At 41.2% G+C, this 18,635-nt stretch carries 20 protein-coding genes and 1 tRNA gene; 10 read left to right on the top strand and 11 right to left on the bottom strand.

Features of this window, described 5'->3' with window-relative positions; translation table 11 throughout:
* The first annotated feature begins 185 nt into the window (after positions 1–185).
* The gene (locus AC1XUE_RS21310; RefSeq protein WP_483358041.1) at positions 186–1,379 is read left to right on the top strand and encodes a M20 metallopeptidase family protein; all 1,194 of its coding nucleotides are present in this window, start codon (positions 186–188) and stop codon (positions 1,377–1,379) included.
* On the opposite strand, the gene AC1XUE_RS21305 is transcribed toward AC1XUE_RS21310, so the two are convergent.
* Positions 1,357–2,106: a polyprenol monophosphomannose synthase gene (locus AC1XUE_RS21305; protein WP_483358040.1), complete on the bottom strand. Its 750-nt coding sequence runs from the start codon at positions 2,104–2,106 to the stop codon at positions 1,357–1,359. The two genes, AC1XUE_RS21310 and AC1XUE_RS21305, sit on opposite strands and share 23 nt — an antisense overlap.
* A gap of 47 nt (positions 2,107–2,153) precedes the next feature.
* Positions 2,154–2,528 (bottom strand): DUF4296 domain-containing protein, encoded by a 375-nt coding sequence (locus AC1XUE_RS21300; RefSeq protein ID WP_483358039.1) that lies wholly within the window; start codon positions 2,526–2,528, stop codon positions 2,154–2,156.
* Positions 2,529–2,597: 69 nt separating this feature from the next.
* On the opposite strand from AC1XUE_RS21300, the gene AC1XUE_RS21295 reads away from it, so the two are divergent.
* From AC1XUE_RS21295 to AC1XUE_RS21280, 4 genes are read left to right on the top strand one after another with little or no spacing between them, the layout of a single operon-like run.
* On the top strand, positions 2,598–3,488 hold the full coding sequence (locus AC1XUE_RS21295; RefSeq protein WP_483358038.1) for a DUF58 domain-containing protein: 891 nt from the start codon (positions 2,598–2,600) through the stop codon (positions 3,486–3,488).
* Between the two features lie 3 nt (positions 3,489–3,491).
* Positions 3,492–4,466: a hypothetical protein gene (locus AC1XUE_RS21290; RefSeq protein ID WP_483358037.1), complete on the top strand. Its 975-nt coding sequence runs from the start codon at positions 3,492–3,494 to the stop codon at positions 4,464–4,466.
* 10 nt (positions 4,467–4,476) lie between these two features.
* On the top strand, positions 4,477–5,496 hold the full coding sequence (locus tag AC1XUE_RS21285; protein ID WP_483358036.1) for a VWA domain-containing protein: 1,020 nt from the start codon (positions 4,477–4,479) through the stop codon (positions 5,494–5,496).
* On the top strand, positions 5,496–6,077 hold the full coding sequence (locus tag AC1XUE_RS21280; protein ID WP_483358035.1) for a ribonuclease HII: 582 nt from the start codon (positions 5,496–5,498) through the stop codon (positions 6,075–6,077). Before AC1XUE_RS21285 ends, AC1XUE_RS21280 begins: the two co-directional genes overlap by 1 nt.
* A gap of 1 nt (position 6,078) precedes the next feature.
* Here the strand turns inward: AC1XUE_RS21280 and AC1XUE_RS21275 are convergent, their stop codons facing one another.
* The 6 genes from AC1XUE_RS21275 to ligD all read right to left on the bottom strand — a co-directional run bounded on the left by AC1XUE_RS21275 (position 6,079) and on the right by ligD (position 10,962).
* A complete protein-coding gene (locus AC1XUE_RS21275) occupies positions 6,079–6,594 on the bottom strand; it encodes a DUF2480 family protein (RefSeq protein WP_483358034.1) in 516 nt (171 codons plus the stop codon).
* Between the two features lie 73 nt (positions 6,595–6,667).
* Positions 6,668–7,366: a tRNA (adenosine(37)-N6)-threonylcarbamoyltransferase complex dimerization subunit type 1 TsaB gene (gene tsaB, locus AC1XUE_RS21270; RefSeq protein WP_483358033.1), complete on the bottom strand. Its 699-nt coding sequence runs from the start codon at positions 7,364–7,366 to the stop codon at positions 6,668–6,670.
* A 35-nt stretch (positions 7,367–7,401) separates the two neighbouring features.
* On the bottom strand, positions 7,402–9,060 hold the full coding sequence (locus AC1XUE_RS21265) for a S41 family peptidase (protein ID WP_483358032.1): 1,659 nt from the start codon (positions 9,058–9,060) through the stop codon (positions 7,402–7,404).
* Between the two features lie 27 nt (positions 9,061–9,087).
* Positions 9,088–9,483, bottom strand: coding sequence for a ribonuclease P protein component (gene rnpA / locus AC1XUE_RS21260; protein WP_483358031.1), 396 nt, complete (start codon positions 9,481–9,483; stop codon positions 9,088–9,090).
* Between the two features lie 131 nt (positions 9,484–9,614).
* A complete protein-coding gene (gene rpmH, locus AC1XUE_RS21255) occupies positions 9,615–9,773 on the bottom strand; it encodes a 50S ribosomal protein L34 (protein ID WP_015813300.1) in 159 nt (52 codons plus the stop codon).
* A 190-nt stretch (positions 9,774–9,963) separates the two neighbouring features.
* Positions 9,964–10,962, bottom strand: a complete 999-nt coding sequence (ligD, locus tag AC1XUE_RS21250; protein ID WP_483358030.1) for a non-homologous end-joining DNA ligase — start codon at positions 10,960–10,962, stop codon at positions 9,964–9,966.
* A 295-nt stretch (positions 10,963–11,257) separates the two neighbouring features.
* Between ligD and AC1XUE_RS21245 the strand changes: the two genes are divergently transcribed.
* Positions 11,258–11,866, top strand: coding sequence for a hypothetical protein (locus tag AC1XUE_RS21245; RefSeq protein ID WP_483358029.1), 609 nt, complete (start codon positions 11,258–11,260; stop codon positions 11,864–11,866).
* A gap of 73 nt (positions 11,867–11,939) precedes the next feature.
* Here the strand turns inward: AC1XUE_RS21245 and AC1XUE_RS21240 are convergent, their stop codons facing one another.
* Together AC1XUE_RS21240 and AC1XUE_RS21235 are read right to left on the bottom strand one after the other, a co-directional pair.
* On the bottom strand, positions 11,940–12,185 hold the full coding sequence (locus AC1XUE_RS21240; protein ID WP_483358028.1) for a YgaP family membrane protein: 246 nt from the start codon (positions 12,183–12,185) through the stop codon (positions 11,940–11,942).
* Between the two features lie 164 nt (positions 12,186–12,349).
* On the bottom strand, positions 12,350–12,514 hold the full coding sequence (locus tag AC1XUE_RS21235) for a hypothetical protein (RefSeq protein ID WP_483358027.1): 165 nt from the start codon (positions 12,512–12,514) through the stop codon (positions 12,350–12,352).
* A 234-nt stretch (positions 12,515–12,748) separates the two neighbouring features.
* On the opposite strand from AC1XUE_RS21235, the gene mutL reads away from it, so the two are divergent.
* The 4 genes from mutL to dxs all read left to right on the top strand — a co-directional run bounded on the left by mutL (position 12,749) and on the right by dxs (position 18,422).
* Positions 12,749–14,638 carry a DNA mismatch repair endonuclease MutL gene (gene mutL, locus AC1XUE_RS21230; protein ID WP_483358026.1) on the top strand — a complete coding sequence of 630 codons (1,890 nt, stop codon included), beginning with the start codon at positions 12,749–12,751 and terminating at the stop codon, positions 14,636–14,638.
* 56 nt (positions 14,639–14,694) lie between these two features.
* Complete coding sequence (locus AC1XUE_RS21225) at positions 14,695–15,480, top strand: rhomboid family intramembrane serine protease (RefSeq protein WP_483358025.1); 786 nt, start codon at positions 14,695–14,697, stop codon at positions 15,478–15,480.
* 3 nt (positions 15,481–15,483) lie between these two features.
* Positions 15,484–16,401 (top strand): rhomboid family intramembrane serine protease, encoded by a 918-nt coding sequence (locus AC1XUE_RS21220; RefSeq protein ID WP_483358024.1) that lies wholly within the window; start codon positions 15,484–15,486, stop codon positions 16,399–16,401.
* An 86-nt stretch (positions 16,402–16,487) separates the two neighbouring features.
* The gene (gene dxs, locus AC1XUE_RS21215) at positions 16,488–18,422 is read left to right on the top strand and encodes a 1-deoxy-D-xylulose-5-phosphate synthase (protein WP_483358023.1); all 1,935 of its coding nucleotides are present in this window, start codon (positions 16,488–16,490) and stop codon (positions 18,420–18,422) included.
* 95 nt (positions 18,423–18,517) lie between these two features.
* On the opposite strand, the gene AC1XUE_RS21210 is transcribed toward dxs, so the two are convergent.
* Positions 18,518–18,591: transfer RNA gene (locus AC1XUE_RS21210), tRNA-Pro, on the bottom strand.
* Positions 18,592–18,635 lie beyond the last annotated feature (44 nt).

Below are 18,635 nucleotides of genomic sequence, written 5' to 3'. Positions count from 1 at the left end.
TGTTGTCTTAATGATATATCGATTCAAAATTACCTTTTTTCTTGGAAGAACATTCAAAGAAACGTGCCTTCTTCACAAATGGTATAATTCAAAGTCGTTATACCCATAGCACCCTGCCCGACCTTAATTATTTGTACCTTTGCCAAAGTCGGTTCCTACCGCTATGTTACACCGTTTTTGTACTTATGTCACAGCTTCAGGAAAAAATAAAACAACTGGCCCGTCAACAGGCCGACCGGGTCATTGCCCATCGTCATCACCTGCACAGCAATCCCGAACTCTCATTTGAAGAATTCAAGACCGCCGAATATGTAGCAGCTCAATTAAGGGCAATAGGATTGAATCCTCAGGAAGGCTTTGCCGGAACAGGAGTCGTTGCACTCATTGAGGGTAAAAATCCGGAATCAAGAATAGTTGGACTTCGTGCAGATATGGATGCATTGCCAATTCTGGAAGCAAATGATGTTCCTTATAAATCCACTGTTCCTGGCGTGATGCACGCATGCGGACACGATGTACATACATCCAGCTTACTGGGTACCGCAGCCATTTTACAGCAGCTCAAAGACGAATTTGACGGAAGTATCAAACTTGTTTTTCAACCTGCCGAAGAAAAAGCGCCAGGCGGAGCTTCCATTATGATTAAAGAAGGCGTTCTTGAAAATCCCAGACCTGCCAGTATGATCGGTCAGCACGTTGCGCCAAATGTACCTGTCGGAAAAATCGGTTTTCGTGAAGGGATGTATATGGCAAGCACGGATGAACTATATCTTACTGTGAAAGGAAAAGGTGGCCACGCAGCCGCTCCACACCAATTGGTGGATCCTGTTCTGATGGCATCACATATCATTGTGGCTTTGCAGCAGATTATTAGTCGTAACCGAAACCCGGCAAACCCAGCCGTATTGTCTTTCGGACGGTTTATTGCGGACGGCGTTACCAACGTAATTCCGAACGAAGTGACCATTCAGGGTACATGGAGATGTATGGACGAAGAATGGCGCGAAGATGGTCTCAAAAGAATGAAGAAACTAGCAGAAGGTATTGCAGAGTCTATGGGTGGTTCGTGCCAGTTTGATGTCGTGAAAGGTTACCCATTCCTGAAAAATCATCCTGAACTTACACGGCGTACACGTACCGCTGCTACCCAATACATGGGAGAGGAAAACATAGTAGACCTTGACCTATGGATGGCCGGTGAAGATTTTGCCTTCTACTCACAGGTGGTAGACTCCTGCTTTTATCGTCTTGGAACACGGAATGAGGCACGCGGCATTATTTCTGGTGTGCACACACCAACGTTTGACATCGATGAATCAGCACTGGAAGTTTCTACCGGCTTGATGAGCTGGCTGGCTATTTCTGAACTTGGTTCTTAGGAATATATCTTTTAAAGAAGCTATTTACTTTCAGGCTGATCACGCCTAAAATGGCTTCTTTAAATATCCCTCTAGACATTTTGGAAGCTCCTTTTGTTCTGTCTGTAAAAATGATAGGCACTTCAGTAATGCTGAAACCGTACTTCCAGGAGTTGAATTTCATTTCAATCTGAAATGCGTAACCAATGAAGCGTATATTGTCCAGATTAATCGTTTCTAGAACGCGGCGGGTGTAACAAATGAAACCCGCTGTAGGATCCATGATGGTCATTCCTGTAATCATTCGTACATAGTAACCGGCAAAATAAGACATCAGTACGCGGTTGATAGGCCAGTTCACGACATTAACACCGGTAATATATCTGGAACCAACTGCTACGTCATGTTTTTCGATCGCACAGGCATTGTGCAAACGGATAAGATCTTCAGGAGGATGTGAAAAGTCAGCATCCATTTCAAAGATATAGTCATATCCTTTTTCAAGCGCCCACTTAAAACCGTGAATATAAGCTGTTCCCAGGCCCAGTTTGCCCTTACGTTCTACCATATGGAGAGATGATGGAAATTCCTGCATCAATTTTTTCACTTCCAGGGCAGTCCCGTCAGGAGAACCATCATCAATAATCAGTAAGTCAAAAGGATGTCCAAGGCTAAATACCTTACGAATGATCGCCTCAATATTTTCGATTTCGTTGTATGTTGGAATAACAACAATACTATTGTTCACAGCTTATAAATGTTAAGTTCTGATCCGACAAAACGTAGATTATGCGTTCAGGGTTTGATATTATTACTCTTCTCCCGGGCCTCTATTTGTTTATTCACTTTTTCATAAATCTGCGACATCTGCCTGGGGTTAGTCATATAGTAATCATAACTATTCCGGTAAGCCAGCGTATCCACCTTATGTTTCTTCCAGATTTGCTTTTTCAGTGTATCAAAAACCATCAGAGAAGAATCTGATGACCTGAGCTGAAGCTTTGTAATTCTTGCCTCTGCAATGTGAATATCCGAGAGAATAGCGGCCATTTTATCCTGCGGCAATACTTCTTTGGGTGGTTTGTTACTATCCGTACAACCAGAAGCAGCTAGCAAGCCAAGTATGAAAAGTAGAGAAACGAATGAGAAATTCACTGTACGTTCTACCATAACCCTCAAATACCTATCTTTGTTTGGCACCATTTGAGTGCAAAGGTGGTAATTTTTTTTGCAAATCGTATGTTCCAGCAGTTTTTAAGCAAGCTAAGAAAGTATGAAATACGCATGCGAAAAGCCGTAACAAGCGAACGCCATGGTAATTTTCATTCTGTGTTTAAAGGTTCCGGTCTGGAATTCGATGACCTTCGCTTATATCAATATGGGGATGATGTTCGTGCGATAGACTGGAATACGTCCGCTAAAGGGCATGGTACTTTTGTAAAAATTTTTAAAGAAGATAAAGAACAAACGGCATTTTTTATGCTGGATGTGAGTGCCTCACAGCAGGTAGGTGAAGTAAAAAAACTAAAGATTGACATTGCCAAAGAAATTTGTGGCGTCCTTACACTTTCGGCTATACAGGAAGCGACCCGTGTAGGACTACTGTGCTTTTCTGATAAAACGGAACGCTATATCAGGCCATCCGACGGAATGAAACACGGATATAGCGTTGTTTCTGAGCTATATAAATTAGTCCCCGAATCGATACAGACTAATATTGCCGACGCAATCCTTGTTGCTCTCAATTTGCTGCGGCGCCGCAGCCTTGTTTTTCTTATTTCCGATTTCATCGATGAAAATTATTACCACAATCTGAAAGCCTTATGCCGGAAGCATGATGTAATAGTGATTCATTTATACGATGCTCGTGAAACAAGTTTACCAAGCCTGGGTATTATACCTCTTTTTGATGCCGAAAAGCAGCGAATCGTTTGGGTAAATACCTCTTCCCGGCAGTACCAGGAGAATATGTCTGATCGTTTCAAGAAAAGAAGTGCTGAGTTGGAAAAAATATGCAGACAAAACCGGGCTGATTACATTGCTATCAACACACAGGAAGACTATGTTCCCGGCCTCATTCATTTATTTAAAATACGTCAATATAGTAAAAGTGCCCAATCCTCATCTTAAAGAATGATTCCTATCACCGCAAGCATTTACAGGACGGACCTGAATTATACCATCACTGATTTCAAACTAAATTTGATCAGAGCTTGTATATGCATGCTTTTAACTTTGGGGGTAAATGCAACTTTCGGGCAGGAGAACAAACCCAAGGGTACTTTCCTGACAGATAGTATAGAAGTAGGAAAACCATTATTCTATGTACTCAGCTATTCACACGCTCCCAACAGGGAAGTGTTCTTTCCGGATAGTACATATAACTTCACTCCATTTGAAATCATTTCTAAAAAGAGCTTTCCTTCCGTTACAAATGCAGCAGGTACAACCACCATTGACAGTGCCATCTATCAGCTCGTAACGTTCGACGTCTCTCCGGTGCAGACGCTGCAAGTACCCATTTTTATATTTGCAAAAGGCGATTCTACTCCTGTTTTCGGTATGAGAGATTCGGTATTTCTGAAAAAAAACAATTTGAATCCAATTCTTCTAAAGGAAAGTCTACAACCATCTGTAGCACTGGCGCCCCTGAACAGCAACTTCAATTTTTCCAGGCTCTTCGGAACTCTGGCTATTATCCTCGGTGTAATCATTATTATTTACTGGGTCTTCGGAAAAGATATATACAAGCAATGGAGACTCATTAAGTTACAAAGAAGACATTTGGAATACCTACGCTCTTTCAACAGGTTACTTCGTAATGCCAGAGAAAAGAATAACATCAAAGACGCTGAGAATGCTATCATCGTTTGGAAAAACTATTTGGAGCGACTCGAAAAAAAACCATTTGCCACTTACACAACACGTGAAATTATTGACAATATGCCTGACGATGCACTCGCTCAGGCTTTAAAAAAAATGGATGGAATTATTTATGGACAAGTGAAGTCAAATAACATGGATACTTTTCTGGAAGTACTTAAAACGGGTGCGACCAAACTATACCGAAGTAAAAGGCGTCAGATATTAGATAATCCTGTATCCTGAATAAAGAATTATGGAGCAGTGGTTTTCATTAAAATGGTTTGGGTATGACATGTTCCGTTCTTATGAGTGGGTCCATCCCTATTTCTTATACGGATTACCCTTTGTTCCGCTTTTGTTCGTACTACGCAATGCATTTCACCGGAAGCATAAACAAAGACTGGTAATTACTTATCATTCAGAAAAGGAAGGGCAGGACTGGCTGACATTGCTGCGATTTGTTCAGCCGATATGTGTCGGATTGGCATTTTGCCTTTTACTTATTGCTTTGGCACGTCCTCAGGTCGTTTCCGAGCGTAAGGACCGCTTTTCTGAAGGTATAGATATTATGTTACTCATGGACATATCTGATTCTATGCTTGAAAAAGATCTCAATCCAAACCGATTGGAAGCTGCAAAGCAAGTGGCCCGTCAATTTATCAAAGGACGTTTACAGGATCGCATCGGTCTGATCATATTTGCCGGAGAAGCCGTATCACTATGCCCGCTTACTACTGACTACGAATTGCTCTATGGATATCTGGATGAAATCAAGCCAGATATGATCCCAACTGCCGGAACAGCTATTGGCAGTGCACTGGCAGTAGCCGTGAATCGCATGCGTGAAACAAAAGGTGATGGCAAAGTAGCAATACTCATCAGTGATGGTGACAATACATCCGGAAATCTCGATCCTACAACAGCTGTTCAGCTGGCAAAAGCTTTTGGGGTGAAAGTATATACAATTTCTGTAGGGAATGTCGTCAGACAGGTAAAAAGGGATTCTCTTGTTTCATCCAACGCACTGGTCGACGAAGGCGGACTCCGTAATATTGCGGCATTGGGCAGCGGGAAGTACTTTAGAGCTACAGATAACAGAGGATTGGGTGAAGTTTTCAAACAAATTAACCAAATCGAGAAAGTAAAATATATAGATGTCACCTCACGTGACGTTAGTGATTATTACAGAATTTACCTTTACTGGGCTGTAACCCTGCTATTAGTTGCGATAGCAACAAAAAGTACATTTATGGCTAACATACTTGAAGATTAATGCTTAAGTCCTATTATAATTTTGAGGCAATAGAAGCTGGTCTTGACGAAGTAGGCAGAGGATGCCTGGCAGGTCCTGTGGTTGCAGCGGCGGTTATTTTACCGAAAGACTACACACATGTGTTCCTCAACGACTCAAAACAGCTTTCCAAACTACAAAGAGATATCCTTGAAAAGGAAATTATCAGGGAGTCTGTGGCATGGGCGGTAGCAGAAGTGGATAATGTAGAAATTGACCAGATTAATATTCTGAAAGCCAGCTTTCTGGCCATGCACCGGGCTGTGGATAAACTGCATACCCGGCCGGAGCACCTGCTTGTAGACGGAAACCGCTTTACACCATATCCCATGATCCCGCATACTTGTATCATCAAGGGAGATGCCCACTATCTTTCTATTGCAGCAGCTTCTGTTCTCGCCAAAAATTACCGGGATCAGCTCATGTCAGATCTTGGAGCCCAATTTCCACATTACGGATGGGATCGTAATGTCGGCTACCCTACTATTCACCACCGCCGGGCTATCTTGGAACACGGAACCTGCTCCTATCACAGAATGAGCTTCAGACTACTAAAGGTCTAATTCAGGCTTTTGGCTTCTTATATAACGGAACAGTACTACAAGGTTCCCCAAACATCAGGCTTTGAACAACAGGTTTAAGCAATGAAGTGATTTCCATGTAGGCCGATATCGGCACCGGATATTTACTACACCCTTTTACAACTACCCTTTTACCCACGTATTCATCTGTATTTATTTTGGCTATTGCTTCACTAAAAAGTTTAGCTTCCAATACCTCAAAATCGCCAAACACAATCTGATGTGCATATGGTTGCAGATGAATCGCCAGTAACATATATGCCCATGTGGGTACAATAGCATCCTCTGAACAAATAACCGCTACATTTTTACCAGAGTAGGCAGTCCAGTCATGAGATTTAAGAAAGTCCCGAAAATCCTTTTCCTTCAGGATCATTCCCTGCCAAAGGTTATCCTTTATATCATATAAAACCCGCTCACCAGGGTGGTATAATTCTTCCAGATCAAGGGAAATAATGCCACTTGTTGCTACGCGGTTAACAATTTCTTCAGTTTCCATGCTTCGTATTTTCTATTCTGATGAAGAACATCAAAACCTACGGATTTGTTTTCCGTTAATAAAAATCTTGCGTTTACAATGATGGAATAGCCTGCTTCCTGGAAGGAGGAGACATAAAATCTTTGAGATAATATGGCTCGAAGAGAGCAACGTCAACAAAGTTTTCCGCTGCATAAGCTGCCGTTGCCAGGCCCCCCAGTGAAGCGGCAGAAGGACGAATTTCAGCTTTTAGAAATATTGCATTTTTATTTACCCCCAAAACCTTTTCGCATTTGGCAGCGCCGTCTCCGAAGAATACAACGTGATGGTTTTTCAAAAATTGATGAAATGAATTTTCATCTATAATGATCGCCTCAGTAGGATTTACAACTTGCCCTGCTGCATCAAATACAGAAGCATAAACTTCCATTCTCCGCGCATCAATCATGGGGCAGAATAACAGTTCCGATGTATGAAAAGGAATAACCTGCCATGCCATTGCTTCCAATGTATTAATAGCCAGCAATGGTTTGTCCAAAGCATAGCACAAGCCTTTTGCTGTAGAAACGCCAACCCTTAATCCTGTATACGAACCCGGTCCTTTCGCAACTGCAACCGCGTCCAAGTCAGCCAAAGTAGCTCCGGCGTGCTTCACGGCACTTTCGATGAGAGAAGTCAGCATAGCAGATGAGGACTTGTCGGCAAACAAATCATAGCTGGCAAGTAACATTCCACTATTGTGCACTGCTACAGAACAACCCCGGGTTGAGGTGTCAATACTTAATATCAGCATAGGAAAATTGAGGAAAGATGTGATCTGTAAACAGACTACTTCTTCTTCCCTTTCAAAATGTCGTTATATCGATTTGAATCTTTTAATAAAGTAAGAGCTTCTTTCACTTCTTTATCCTCTGCAAAAGAAGCTTCCCGCATTCCTTTTTCCAGGTAATAGTGCTTAATTATTTCCTCTTCCAATATCTTTTTTATCTCTGCTTTCCCAATCTGTAAATCATTCTCTTTCGTGTGCGACAGTTTGGAACGGAGCGCCTTAAGCTGTTCACTGATCAGATCAATGGATTTTTCTTTTTTTGCAGCCGCTTCCAGATCATTCAGATCCCGCTCAACCTGGGTGGTGTAATCATATTCCTTATCAGAAAGCCATTTTACAAATGTATTGTACTCTGAATCGGTGAGATGGAATTCTTTGGCAGGTTTAATTGTCGGATGCTCGAAACGATATTTAATTGCATACTCAAAGAAGAGTCTGTTACGCCCCAGCGCAGAAGCCAGCGGCGAATAAGTGTCTCTTTCAGTAACAATATCCGGTAATATACCTCCTCCATCATAAACCACTCTACCATTTTTGGTTTTGAAGGCTGTCATCAGAGAGTCTGAGATTTTACCTACACTGCCGTCATCATTTCTTTGACTGTAATTAATAGCCTGAATACACCTGCCGCTGGGAATATAATATTTGGCTGTAGTTATCTTCATTTTTGTGCCGTATGATAAGTCTCTGGTAGTTTGGACCAGTCCTTTACCATATGTTCTCTGTCCGATCAGAACGCCACGATCGTAATCTTGAATAACACCTGATACGATCTCGGCTGCAGATGCACTACGATTATTGGTAAGAACAACAACCGGAATTTCAATATCCATGGCCGGATTGTATGCCGTATACGTTTTATTCCATTCGGTTACCTTTCCTTTTGTAGAAACCACTTCGGAACCCTGAGGAACAAATATATTAGAGATTTCAATGGCCATATTGAGCAATCCTCCCGGATTGTCCCGTAAATCCAGCACCACAGACTTCATTCCCTTACCCTTCAATTCCTGAAATGCATTACGTACTTCACGTGAAGCAGTAGCGGTAAAGTCTTTCAGATCGATATAACCTACGTCCTCACTGATCATGCCATAATAAGGTACATTAGTAACCTTTACAATGTCACGATTCAGTTTGATTTCAAGTGGCTTTACAATTCCATATCTTTTGATTGATAGCGTAACGCTCGTCTGTGTCTGACCTTTTAGTAGTTTGCCCGTATCAAAATCTTCTCTGGCAGAAACATCCACTCCATTGATTTTGATGATCTCATCTCCCAGCTGAAGTCCTGCTTTCTGCGCAGGTGTGTCTTCATACACCATCATAACCGTATGCTTTCCTTCCGCAGAGCTTACCATTGCACCGATACCATTATATTTACCGGTGGTCATTGTCATATAATCTTCAATATCATCCTCAGCATAATAAACCGTATACGGATCCAGCGTTCGCAACATATTATCAATGCTTGTTTTAATCAGCTGATTTGGATTGATTTCATCAACGTAATAGGCATTCAGCTCTTTGAAGAGCGTAGCATATATATCCAGATTGCGGGCAATTTCAAATAAACGGTCGTCTTGGCGAAAGGAAAAAACCGTCAATCCGGCAACAACGGGAACCGCCAGCCACTTGGAGCGAAAATACTTTCTCATCTGCGTAGGAATTATCAGTTTGCAATATCAGGGAGCAGGAGGCGTATTACCCATTTTTTTCAGGGTTTGCTTCATGGCCTGTTCAATAACGTCGTAAGTTGTTATTTCTTTTGCAAGATACAAAAAAGCAATGTAAGATGGGGGAGCTCCGACAGAGCCGGCAGTGAATAGTTGCTTATGAAGTCGATAGGCTTCACGACACCTGCGTCTGACAAGATTTCTGTCAACCGCTTTTTTAAACTGCTTTTTAGGTATCGAAAAGAGTACCTGAGGATACGTTTGTGCATTCTCCTTGTCGTGGATAAAAAGCACACGAAAAGGAAAGAGGTAGAACGTTTGAACTTCCGAACTACCCCTTTTAAAAAGCTTGCCGATTAAACGAGGATCACAAAGACGCTCATTTTTTCCAAATTTTTGTTTCAAGTTTATTGCAGACAAAATCGTCTGATCTGCTTAAGATTTCTCTAGCGGATCAGACGGTGTAAGACTGTAAAGATTAGAAGGTATACCAAACAAAGCTGCTATTCCTTCCTTACCAAACTTTAAAACCTCAATTATTGCTTATGACGTTTTTCGTCAGAAACAGTTAATTTCCAACGGCCTTTTTTGCGACGACCCGCAACAACCTTGCGTCCGTTAGCCGTAGACATTCTTTCACGGAATCCGTGCTTATTTCTCCTCTTGCGATTCGATGGTTGAAAGGTACGTTTCATCTGATTATCAAATTATTGCGCTATAAAAATCTCTTCTACCCCTAATTTTGGCTTGCAAAGATAGATTATTATTTTCAGTAAGTCAAAATTTATCAGCTATTTATAATTGTATTTAACCTCTGATTACCCTTTTTAGCTCGGGTTTCTATAAATACTCCCTAAAATAGCTTGTCAGGCTTATCAAATAATTTTATCCTTTCCGTGGCTCAGGCTTCTCCATGACTACATCTTTTGGATTTTTATCCACCCTAAGCCCCTGAAATGATGGATGCCTGAAAAGACCATCCTGTGTGATCTCTGCATAATTTACTTCGCAGACTAAATTTGGTTTGAGCCAGGTAACCTCTACATCTAAAGTACTGGATCGAAAGCGATTAGGCTTGTTATAATCGGGAATATCTTTAAAAGGACTCTTTTTTCTTATTAGTGATTTGAATGCTACCAACATTTCCTTTTGCTGCTTATTGGAAAATCCGGTACCCACTTTCCCAACATACTTCAATTTATTTTTTTCATAGACACCCAGTAGTAAGGAACTGAATACTTTTGGTGAATTCTTTATTTTCGTATATCCGGCAATAATTACTTCCTGTCGTTTACTTATTTTGATTTTCAGCCAATCCTTTGAGCGGGTGCCAGGCATATAAATACTGTCAGACCGCTTGGCGATGATCCCCTCCAACCCCATTTTTTGGGCTGCATCAAAAAATGCTTTCCCTTCAGCCACTACACTGTAACCGCTTCGGATAACGTCATTTTCTGATGGCAATATTTCGGATAAGATTTTTTTCCTTTCCGTCAAGGGCAACATTGTCAGGTCCTTACCAGTAAGCATAAGTATATCGAAAACATAAAAGACCAATTGTCCGTCATGCTCAACCTGCCAATTTTGCAGCAAGCCAAATTTTGAAATACCTTCTTTATCTACCACTACTATTTCCCCGTCTATAACTGCATTGATATTCCATTTGGCTAATTCATCAAATACCGGATAAAACTTTTCGTTGAATGACTTTTTATTTCGTGATCGTAGATGAACCTCCCCATCGTTCATAAATGCAAGCGCTCTGTATCCATCCCATTTAATTTCATATTCCCACCCATCATCATCGAAAGGCATATCGATGAGTGTTGCTAGCATGGGGGTTGTATCCAGGCTAAATTCCTGATTCGGTAAGTCTTTTATCATTTTCATAACAAGTCATAACAGAAGGTATCGACTTTATTTCGAACCACTTACCCTTTATGAAGAAAATGTAATGCCATTGATTTAAATCCCCCTATTGAAAGATTCATATACAATCATTACGACACTTCAAAAAGCTGGATATTCGTCGAAAAATAATTATAAAAATCATCAAGACACCTGTTCTCTTGAATCATATACGTAACATTATCAAGTAGTTAGTGGTACGATTGTTTTTGACTATTATGCAAAGTATCTAATTCATTAAAATTTATCATTCATCAAATTTCTGGAAATCATGAAAAAAGTAACATTAAATATAACTGCTATAGCATTATTCGCTTCGTTTGCTGCATTCGGCCAGGTAATGCCAACCACTACATCGCCAACAAGTACTACCAGGCCGACAGCGCCTGCGGGTAGTTCACAGTCTACAACCCCAGGAAACGTAAATACAACTCAACCGGGATCTGTGTTACCTGCGACCACTCAGCCTACGACAGCACCTGTTGGAACATATCCACAAACTACACCGACTACAACCCAACCTTCCACTAACCCACCAGGTACTGCTACTACAGTTCCCGGGAGCGTGACAAGGCCACAATCAACCGCTCCTGGTGCAGTTACTCCGGGAGGAACAGTACCGGGTAGCATTACACAACCTGGCACATTGCCTGGCGCTGTAACTCCAAATTCCGGCAATACAGTTCCGGCAACGGGTAATACAGTTCCGGCAACAGGTGCTAATCCTGTGACAACACCGGGTTCAACTGTTCCGGCGACATCTACAAGACCAGCCACAACCCAGCCTTCAACGATACCAGGAACCAGTACTCCGGCATCTGCAAGACCAGGAGGAAATACTCCGACATCCGGCCGCCCGGGAGGTAATAGTCCTCAATAATTTTTAATAAACAAAAGCGCCTGTCAATCAGATTTGATTGACAGGCGCTTTTGTTTATTTTAAGAGCAAATACCTAACTTCTGTCTAGAGCTTTATTAACCGGACAGTAGCCAGTAGTTCCTCTCGTAATGAGAAGTCCGCCAAAAAAAGTAAGTCCCTTACCTAAAAGTGTCTCTTTTTTCTGTAAGCCATAATAGGTCGCAGCAACACCTGCAAGTAAAGAAACGATGCGTTCAATATTATTTACGTTTTGAACTTCACTGATGGCCGTTCCGGCACCTGTTATTTTCTCCTTAATCAAGTCAATTGAAGATTCCATGATATCTATGATTTTAATTTTGCCAGTGTTGTTATCAAACACTATACCATCGGCCATTTAAAATAAAAGAGCGACTATCATGGTCGCTCTTTCAATTGTTCCAACACATATTCTTAATACTATTTGGATATTATTCTAATAACTATTTACCACTCTATCGAAAGCTATAACTCCAGATCCACCCACATTCTGTGAACCATTTTTTCGACCATACCCACCACTCCCTGAAAAGCACCGAAAACGATACATAATGGTAATATAACCGGCAAAAAGATCAGCCATTGTAAAGCCATCGTAGCATTGAATTTTTTGAAAATTGGTGCTTTCATAATAAATGGTGACTATTATGGGGTGTTAGAAATAGTTATAATTCTGTAATATTAACGAAATCCTGTCGAAAAATAGTTCTATCACAATAGAAAATTTCAATAAAAAATGTGATTTTTTTCGCAAATCGTATTTTTCACTCTTGCGCGTCTCTTTTTGCTCACCCATAAAAGCACCTTCCCCCTAAACAAAAAATTTGCTAAGTTTGTATATAGTAGTAAAACATAGATTTATATATGGCGTCTTCAGACATCATTCAATTATTGCCAGATTCAATTGCTAATCAGATAGCCGCAGGAGAGGTAGTGCAACGGCCAGCTTCGGTAGTGAAAGAATTGCTGGAAAATGCTATTGATGCTGGAGCGACACAGATTCAGGTTATCTTAAAAGAGGCAGGCAGAACCCTTATTCAGATCATTGATAAAGGCTCGGGGATGTCAGAAACGGATGCCAGAATGTGCTTTGAACGTCATGCAACTTCTAAAATCCGAAAATCCGAAGATTTGTTCAGCATCAGAACTATGGGATTTCGGGGAGAAGCTTTGGCTTCCATTGCTGCTGTTGCTCAGGTTGAGCTACGTACAAGGCGTGAAGAAGACGAAACAGGTGTTCTTATTAAGATAGAAGCTTCCGAAATAAAATCGCATGAAGCAGTTGCCTGTGTCATAGGAACAAGCCTATCTGTCAAGAATCTTTTTTTTAATGTACCTGCCCGCCGTAATTTCTTAAAGTCGAATGCTGTAGAAATGCGGCATGTTCTGGATGAGTTTCAGCGTATCGCGCTTGCTAACCCGGAAGTATCCCTGAGTCTGCATCATAATGATACGGAGGTATTTAATCTTGGGGGTGGTAAACTCGTCAGGCGCATTATCGACATATACGGCAAAAGCTACCGTGAACAACTTGCGTTCTGCCAGGAAGATACATCCTATATAAGTGTCCGGGGTTACATTGGCAAGCCAGAATTCGCACGTAAGACACGCGGAGAACAGTTTTTCTTCGTCAATAACCGTTTTATCAAGCACAATTACATGCACCATGCCGTAATCAGTGCATTTGACGGCAGCATTTCTGAGGGTAGCCACCCGTTTTATGTTTTGTTTATTGAAATAGATCCTTCACACATAGACATCAACATACATCCTACTAAAACCGAGATTAAGTTTGATGATGAAAAATCAGTATACGCTATCATTATGGCAGCGGTAAAAAAAGCTGTGGGTGTGTATAATCTTTCCCAGTCTATTGATTTTGAAGAAAATATCAACTTCCTCAGTCCTTCTCCCTCTGAAACCAACCACAATTTGGTTCCACGGACTGTAATGCCCGACTGGGCAGCGCAATCCAGGAAAGTGGACACTGGTCAGTCCAAGTCCAATCTGACTAACTGGAATAAGTTATTTGAAGGTTTGCAAAACACGGAGGATCGGACACGGGAAATTGCAGCTTTTGAAACAGGGAGCTCACCCTCTGCTGTCCGAAAACCTTATTCCGAGCCGGCAATGACTGTGGCAAGTAAGGTAAACCGAATGGCATCCGAAGCTATAACAGCTCCGGAAAGTGATGCTGTAATATTTCAATTACACAATCGCTATATACTTTCACAGGTGAAGGATGGCATTATGCTGATTGACCAGAAAGCAGCTTACGAACGTATCCTTTATGAACGATATCGTAAAATGCTTACGAATCGTAATGGTGCTTGTCAGCAGCTTTTGTTTCCCAAAACGATAAGGTTGACTCATTCCGACATGCAGCTGGTGAAGGAAACCCGGAAAGAGATACGCAGCCTCGGTTTTGAATTTGATGAATTTGGGCCAAATGAATTGATTATCAGGGGGATTCCGGCTGATTTACCCGAAGAAAGTGAACAAGATCTTTTTGAAGAACTGGTTGAACAATTAAAACAAAGTTATTCCGATCTAAAACTGAATAAACCCGAAAGTCTTTCGAGGTCTCTTGCACGCCGCTTTTCTATTCGCTATGCTGTGAAACTCTCGCTTGTGGAAATACATACCCTTATTGACCAGCTATTTGCTTCCACAGATCCAAATAGAACACCGAATGGGGAAGCGATTATAGTACTACTAACCATGGATAAGCTCAGTAGTATTTTTAAAGTCTGATGAAATTATTTTCTTCAAAAAACCGTAAATGACAATTCACTGATTTCTCATAAAATATGTTAGCCATTACCCCGACAGTAAGAAATTTATTGATTCTGAATATACTATTTTATGTAATTGACTCCTTCGTGCTTAAAATCTCCAATGGATTTGCACTAATGCCATTACTTTCACCCTCTTTCATGCCATATCAATTCGTTACGTATATGTTCTTGCATGCAAATCTGGGCCACCTTTTCGGTAACATGTTCGGTTTATTCATGTTTGGGCCACTTTTGGAACGTATGTGGGGTTCAAAAAAATTCTTATTCTTTTATTTCTTTACCGGCATTGGAGCAGGGCTTTTGTTTTCAGGAATTAGTTACTACGAGAATATTCAACTTCGAAATGCAGTAGAGCTGTATCTCCAACAACCCGGTCCGGATGCACTTGCCGATTTTTTTAGCAAACATGCGAAAGCTCTTTACGAATCAAATCTGGGATTTCTGAATAAATTTGAATCTGACCCAAATAATGCGTCATATATTAATGATAGTGTAGGGTTCGTAAAAGGATGGCTACAACGGGAGATCAATATTCCTATGGTGGGAGCATCCGGCGCAGTATTTGGTATTTTGATGGCATTTGGGCTATTATTCCCGAATACTGAGCTGTTTATGCTGTTTGTTCCGTTTCCAATAAAAGCAAAATACTTCGTAACATTTTATGGACTATTTGAGTTATATTCAGGTATAAAAAATGCTCAGTCAGACAACGTTGCACATTTCGCCCATATAGGAGGAATGCTATTTGCATACATTTTGTTGAGATACTGGCGCACCAAGAAAACAAACTTCTATTGACAGATGGGCAATATTATAGATGATATAAAACGTGAGTTTTCCAAGTCGGAAAATTCACTGGTTAAAATAATACTGATCAATACCGCGGTTTTCCTCGTTCTTTTGATTTCTAAGATCATTTTTACCTTATCTCAGTCTTCCGGCATTTATGCAGGGATTATGAATAATCTGCAGTTGCCAGCATCAACTACAGAATTTCTATACCGTCCCTGGACGCTTATCACCTATTTTTTCACACACGATGACATTTTCCATATTCTCTTTAATATGCTGTTCCTTTACTGGTTCGGGCGTCTTATTGATGAATACCTGGGTGCCAAAAGAGTAGTTGCACTTTATTTATTAGGTGGTATTTTCGGAGGAGTGATTTATATGGTGATCTATAACATCCTTCCTTACTTTCAGCCACATCTTGAACAATCCAGAATGCTTGGGGCTTCAGCTGCTGCTTTTGCCGTTGCGGTGGGCGCATCTACCCTTTTGCCTAATTACACTTTCAACCTGATTTTTTTAGGCCCGATACGTATCAAGTTTATTGCATTGTTTTATATCATTTTATCTCTCGCACAGACTGTAGGCCCTAATGCTGGTGGTAACCTGGCTCACTTAGGAGGTGCTTTTGTAGGATACTTTTTTATTAAGTTATTACAGAACGGTACAGATATGGGAAAACCTGTCTATGCATTAGTAAGTTTATGGTCCGGGCTATTTCGAAAAAAACCATCTATGCAGGTTACCTATCGAGAAAAGCAGGTCTATAGAAGTAGCAACGTCTACACCAGTACCACAGCTTCCGGTACAATAGAAATGCCGGATCAAACAGAGATCGATTCTATTTTGGACAAAATATCTAAATCCGGTTATGAAAGTCTTACGAAGGAAGAAAAGCAGAAGCTTTTCAAAGCGAGTCAGCAAAAATAAAACGGAGATTGATTGCCTATTTGTTTAATTTCGTGCGTGTTTTGAGTTTATCTTGATTCACCAATCTGATACTAATTTCCTTCAACATGCTTATAACACCAGGAAAACTACTTGCGAAAATTGAAACACCAGAGGACTTACGAAAACTGGATCGTTCTCAATTACCGCAGGTTTGTGCAGAATTGCGCCAATTCATTATTGACAACGTATCTGTTTACGGAGGCCATTTCGGAGCTAGTTTAGGTGTTGTAGAATTAAGCGTTGCGCTTCATTACGTTTTTAATACGCCCGATGATCAACTTGTATGGGATGTAGGTCACCAAGCCTACGGCCATAAGATTCTTACGGGAAGAAAAAACGAATTTCATACAAACCGTACTTATGGAGGTCTTTCCGGTTTCCCTAATCGCAAAGAAAGTATTTACGATGCATTCGGAGTAGGTCACTCATCCACATCCATTTCATCGGCCTTAGGAATGGCTGTTGCATCGGCTTTGGATAAGCATTATGAGCGCCAGCATATCGCTGTAATAGGTGATGGTGCTATGACTGCCGGGCTTGCTTTTGAAGGCATGAACCATGCAGGTGCGACTGATTCCAATCTTTTGATTATCCTGAATGACAATTGCATGGCAATTGATCCTAATGTAGGTGCTTTAAAGGAATATCTGACTGATATTACTACTTCAAAAACTTACAACAAATTCAGGGACGAAGTCTGGAATGTGTTAGGTAAAATGAGCAATTTCGGAAAGAGCGCACAGGAAGTAGTTTCCAAAGTGGAGACTGTGATGAAAACTGCTATATTACGCCAGAGTAATCTTTTTGAATCATTAGGTCTAAGATACTTTGGCCCTATAGATGGCAATGATATCGGCCATCTCACGGAAGTATTGAATGATCTTAAAAATATCCCCGGTCCGAAGCTTCTTCACTGTCTTACCGTGAAAGGTAAAGGTTATGGACCCGCAGAAAAAGACCAGACAAAGTGGCACGCTCCCGGGATCTTCGACAAGATTTCCGGAGTTATCGAAAAGAAAGTTTTTGATAGCCCGCAGCCACCCAAATATCAGGATGTATTCGGACATACGATTGTTGAGCTGGCAACTGCAAATAAAGACATAATCGGAGTTACTCCTGCTATGCCTTCCGGTTCTTCGCTTAATATTATGATGGAAGCGATGCCCGACAGAGCGTTTGATGTAGGTATTGCTGAACAGCATGCGGTTACTTTCTCTGCGGGTATGGCTACGCGTGGAAAGGTTGTATTCTGCAATATCTATTCTACTTTCATGCAGAGAGCCTATGACCAGGTGATTCATGATGTGTGTATTCAGAACCTTCCGGTTATATTCTGTCTTGACAGAGCAGGATTGGTAGGAGCTGACGGACCTACGCACCATGGAGCCTACGATGTAGCTTATATGCGCTGTATCCCGAATATGGTAGTGGCATCGCCCATGAATGAAGAAGAACTCCGTAATCTAATGTTTACTGCACAGGGAGAAAAATTCCAAAAAGGAGGAAATGCTTTTACAATAAGATACCCGCGAGGAAATGGGGTTATGCCTAATTGGCGGACTTCTTTACAGGAAATTCGCATAGGTAGTGGCAGAATGCTAAAAGATGGCTCAGACATTGCTATTTTGACCTTAGGGCCCATTGGTAATTTCGCCAGTCAAGCCTGCGATTCCCTGGAAAGACAAGGTATTCATGCTGCACTGTATGACATGCGATTCGTTAAACCTTTGGATGAAGCTTTGCTGCATGAAATATTCGCCAGATTTGACAAAGTAATCACAGTTGAAGATGGATGCCTACAAGGAGGATTTGGAAGCGCTGTAATCGAGTTTATGGCTGACCATCATTACAGAGCCCGTGTTAAAAGATTAGGAATACCTGATGGTATTATTGAACATGGTGAACCGGCGGATTTGTATCGGGAATGCCGCTTAGATATTAAAGGAATTATAGATACGGTGCATGAAGAGATAATTTCCGAAATCGCAACGATTCTGTAGATTTAGAAATTAAGGTTGCTATAAGTTATTATAGAGCGTCTTAAAGCAGAAAAGAGTCAGACGGTAGATAATCTACATTCTGACTCTTTTTATTGTCGGGGAGACAGGATTCGAACCTGCGACCCTCTGGTCCCAAACCAGATGCGCTACCGGGCTGCGCCACTCCCCGATTACATATTGTTCAACTAGAATGTAAACAGTATGCTCTCTATT

The sequence above is a fragment of the Dyadobacter sp. HNCC25DJ187 genome (genome assembly GCF_056895255.1).
The sequence above is the reverse complement of the archived record's forward strand: the minus strand, read 5'-3'. Positions and strand labels throughout refer to the sequence as shown.

Coding starts and splice junctions, on each gene's coding strand:
- ligD (WP_483358030.1), bottom strand. CDS start 10,962: ATGATAAAAGACTTACCGAATCAGGAATTTAGCCTGGATACAACCCCC.
- mutL (WP_483358026.1), top strand. CDS start 12,749: ATGGCGTCTTCAGACATCATTCAATTATTGCCAGATTCAATTGCTAAT.
- AC1XUE_RS21265 (WP_483358032.1), bottom strand. CDS start 9,060: ATGAGAAAGTATTTTCGCTCCAAGTGGCTGGCGGTTCCCGTTGTTGCC.
- AC1XUE_RS21300 (WP_483358039.1), bottom strand. CDS start 2,528: ATGGTAGAACGTACAGTGAATTTCTCATTCGTTTCTCTACTTTTCATA.
- AC1XUE_RS21235 (WP_483358027.1), bottom strand. CDS start 12,514: ATGAAAGCACCAATTTTCAAAAAATTCAATGCTACGATGGCTTTACAA.
- AC1XUE_RS21290 (WP_483358037.1), top strand. CDS start 3,492: ATGATTCCTATCACCGCAAGCATTTACAGGACGGACCTGAATTATACC.
- rpmH (WP_015813300.1), bottom strand. CDS start 9,773: ATGAAACGTACCTTTCAACCATCGAATCGCAAGAGGAGAAATAAGCAC.
- AC1XUE_RS21225 (WP_483358025.1), top strand. CDS start 14,695: ATGTTAGCCATTACCCCGACAGTAAGAAATTTATTGATTCTGAATATA.
- AC1XUE_RS21295 (WP_483358038.1), top strand. CDS start 2,598: ATGTTCCAGCAGTTTTTAAGCAAGCTAAGAAAGTATGAAATACGCATG.
- AC1XUE_RS21285 (WP_483358036.1), top strand. CDS start 4,477: ATGGAGCAGTGGTTTTCATTAAAATGGTTTGGGTATGACATGTTCCGT.
- AC1XUE_RS21240 (WP_483358028.1), bottom strand. CDS start 12,185: ATGGAATCTTCAATTGACTTGATTAAGGAGAAAATAACAGGTGCCGGA.
- dxs (WP_483358023.1), top strand. CDS start 16,488: ATGCTTATAACACCAGGAAAACTACTTGCGAAAATTGAAACACCAGAG.
- tsaB (WP_483358033.1), bottom strand. CDS start 7,366: ATGCTGATATTAAGTATTGACACCTCAACCCGGGGTTGTTCTGTAGCA.
- AC1XUE_RS21220 (WP_483358024.1), top strand. CDS start 15,484: ATGGGCAATATTATAGATGATATAAAACGTGAGTTTTCCAAGTCGGAA.
- AC1XUE_RS21310 (WP_483358041.1), top strand. CDS start 186: ATGTCACAGCTTCAGGAAAAAATAAAACAACTGGCCCGTCAACAGGCC.
- AC1XUE_RS21280 (WP_483358035.1), top strand. CDS start 5,496: ATGCTTAAGTCCTATTATAATTTTGAGGCAATAGAAGCTGGTCTTGAC.
- AC1XUE_RS21275 (WP_483358034.1), bottom strand. CDS start 6,594: ATGGAAACTGAAGAAATTGTTAACCGCGTAGCAACAAGTGGCATTATT.
- AC1XUE_RS21245 (WP_483358029.1), top strand. CDS start 11,258: ATGAAAAAAGTAACATTAAATATAACTGCTATAGCATTATTCGCTTCG.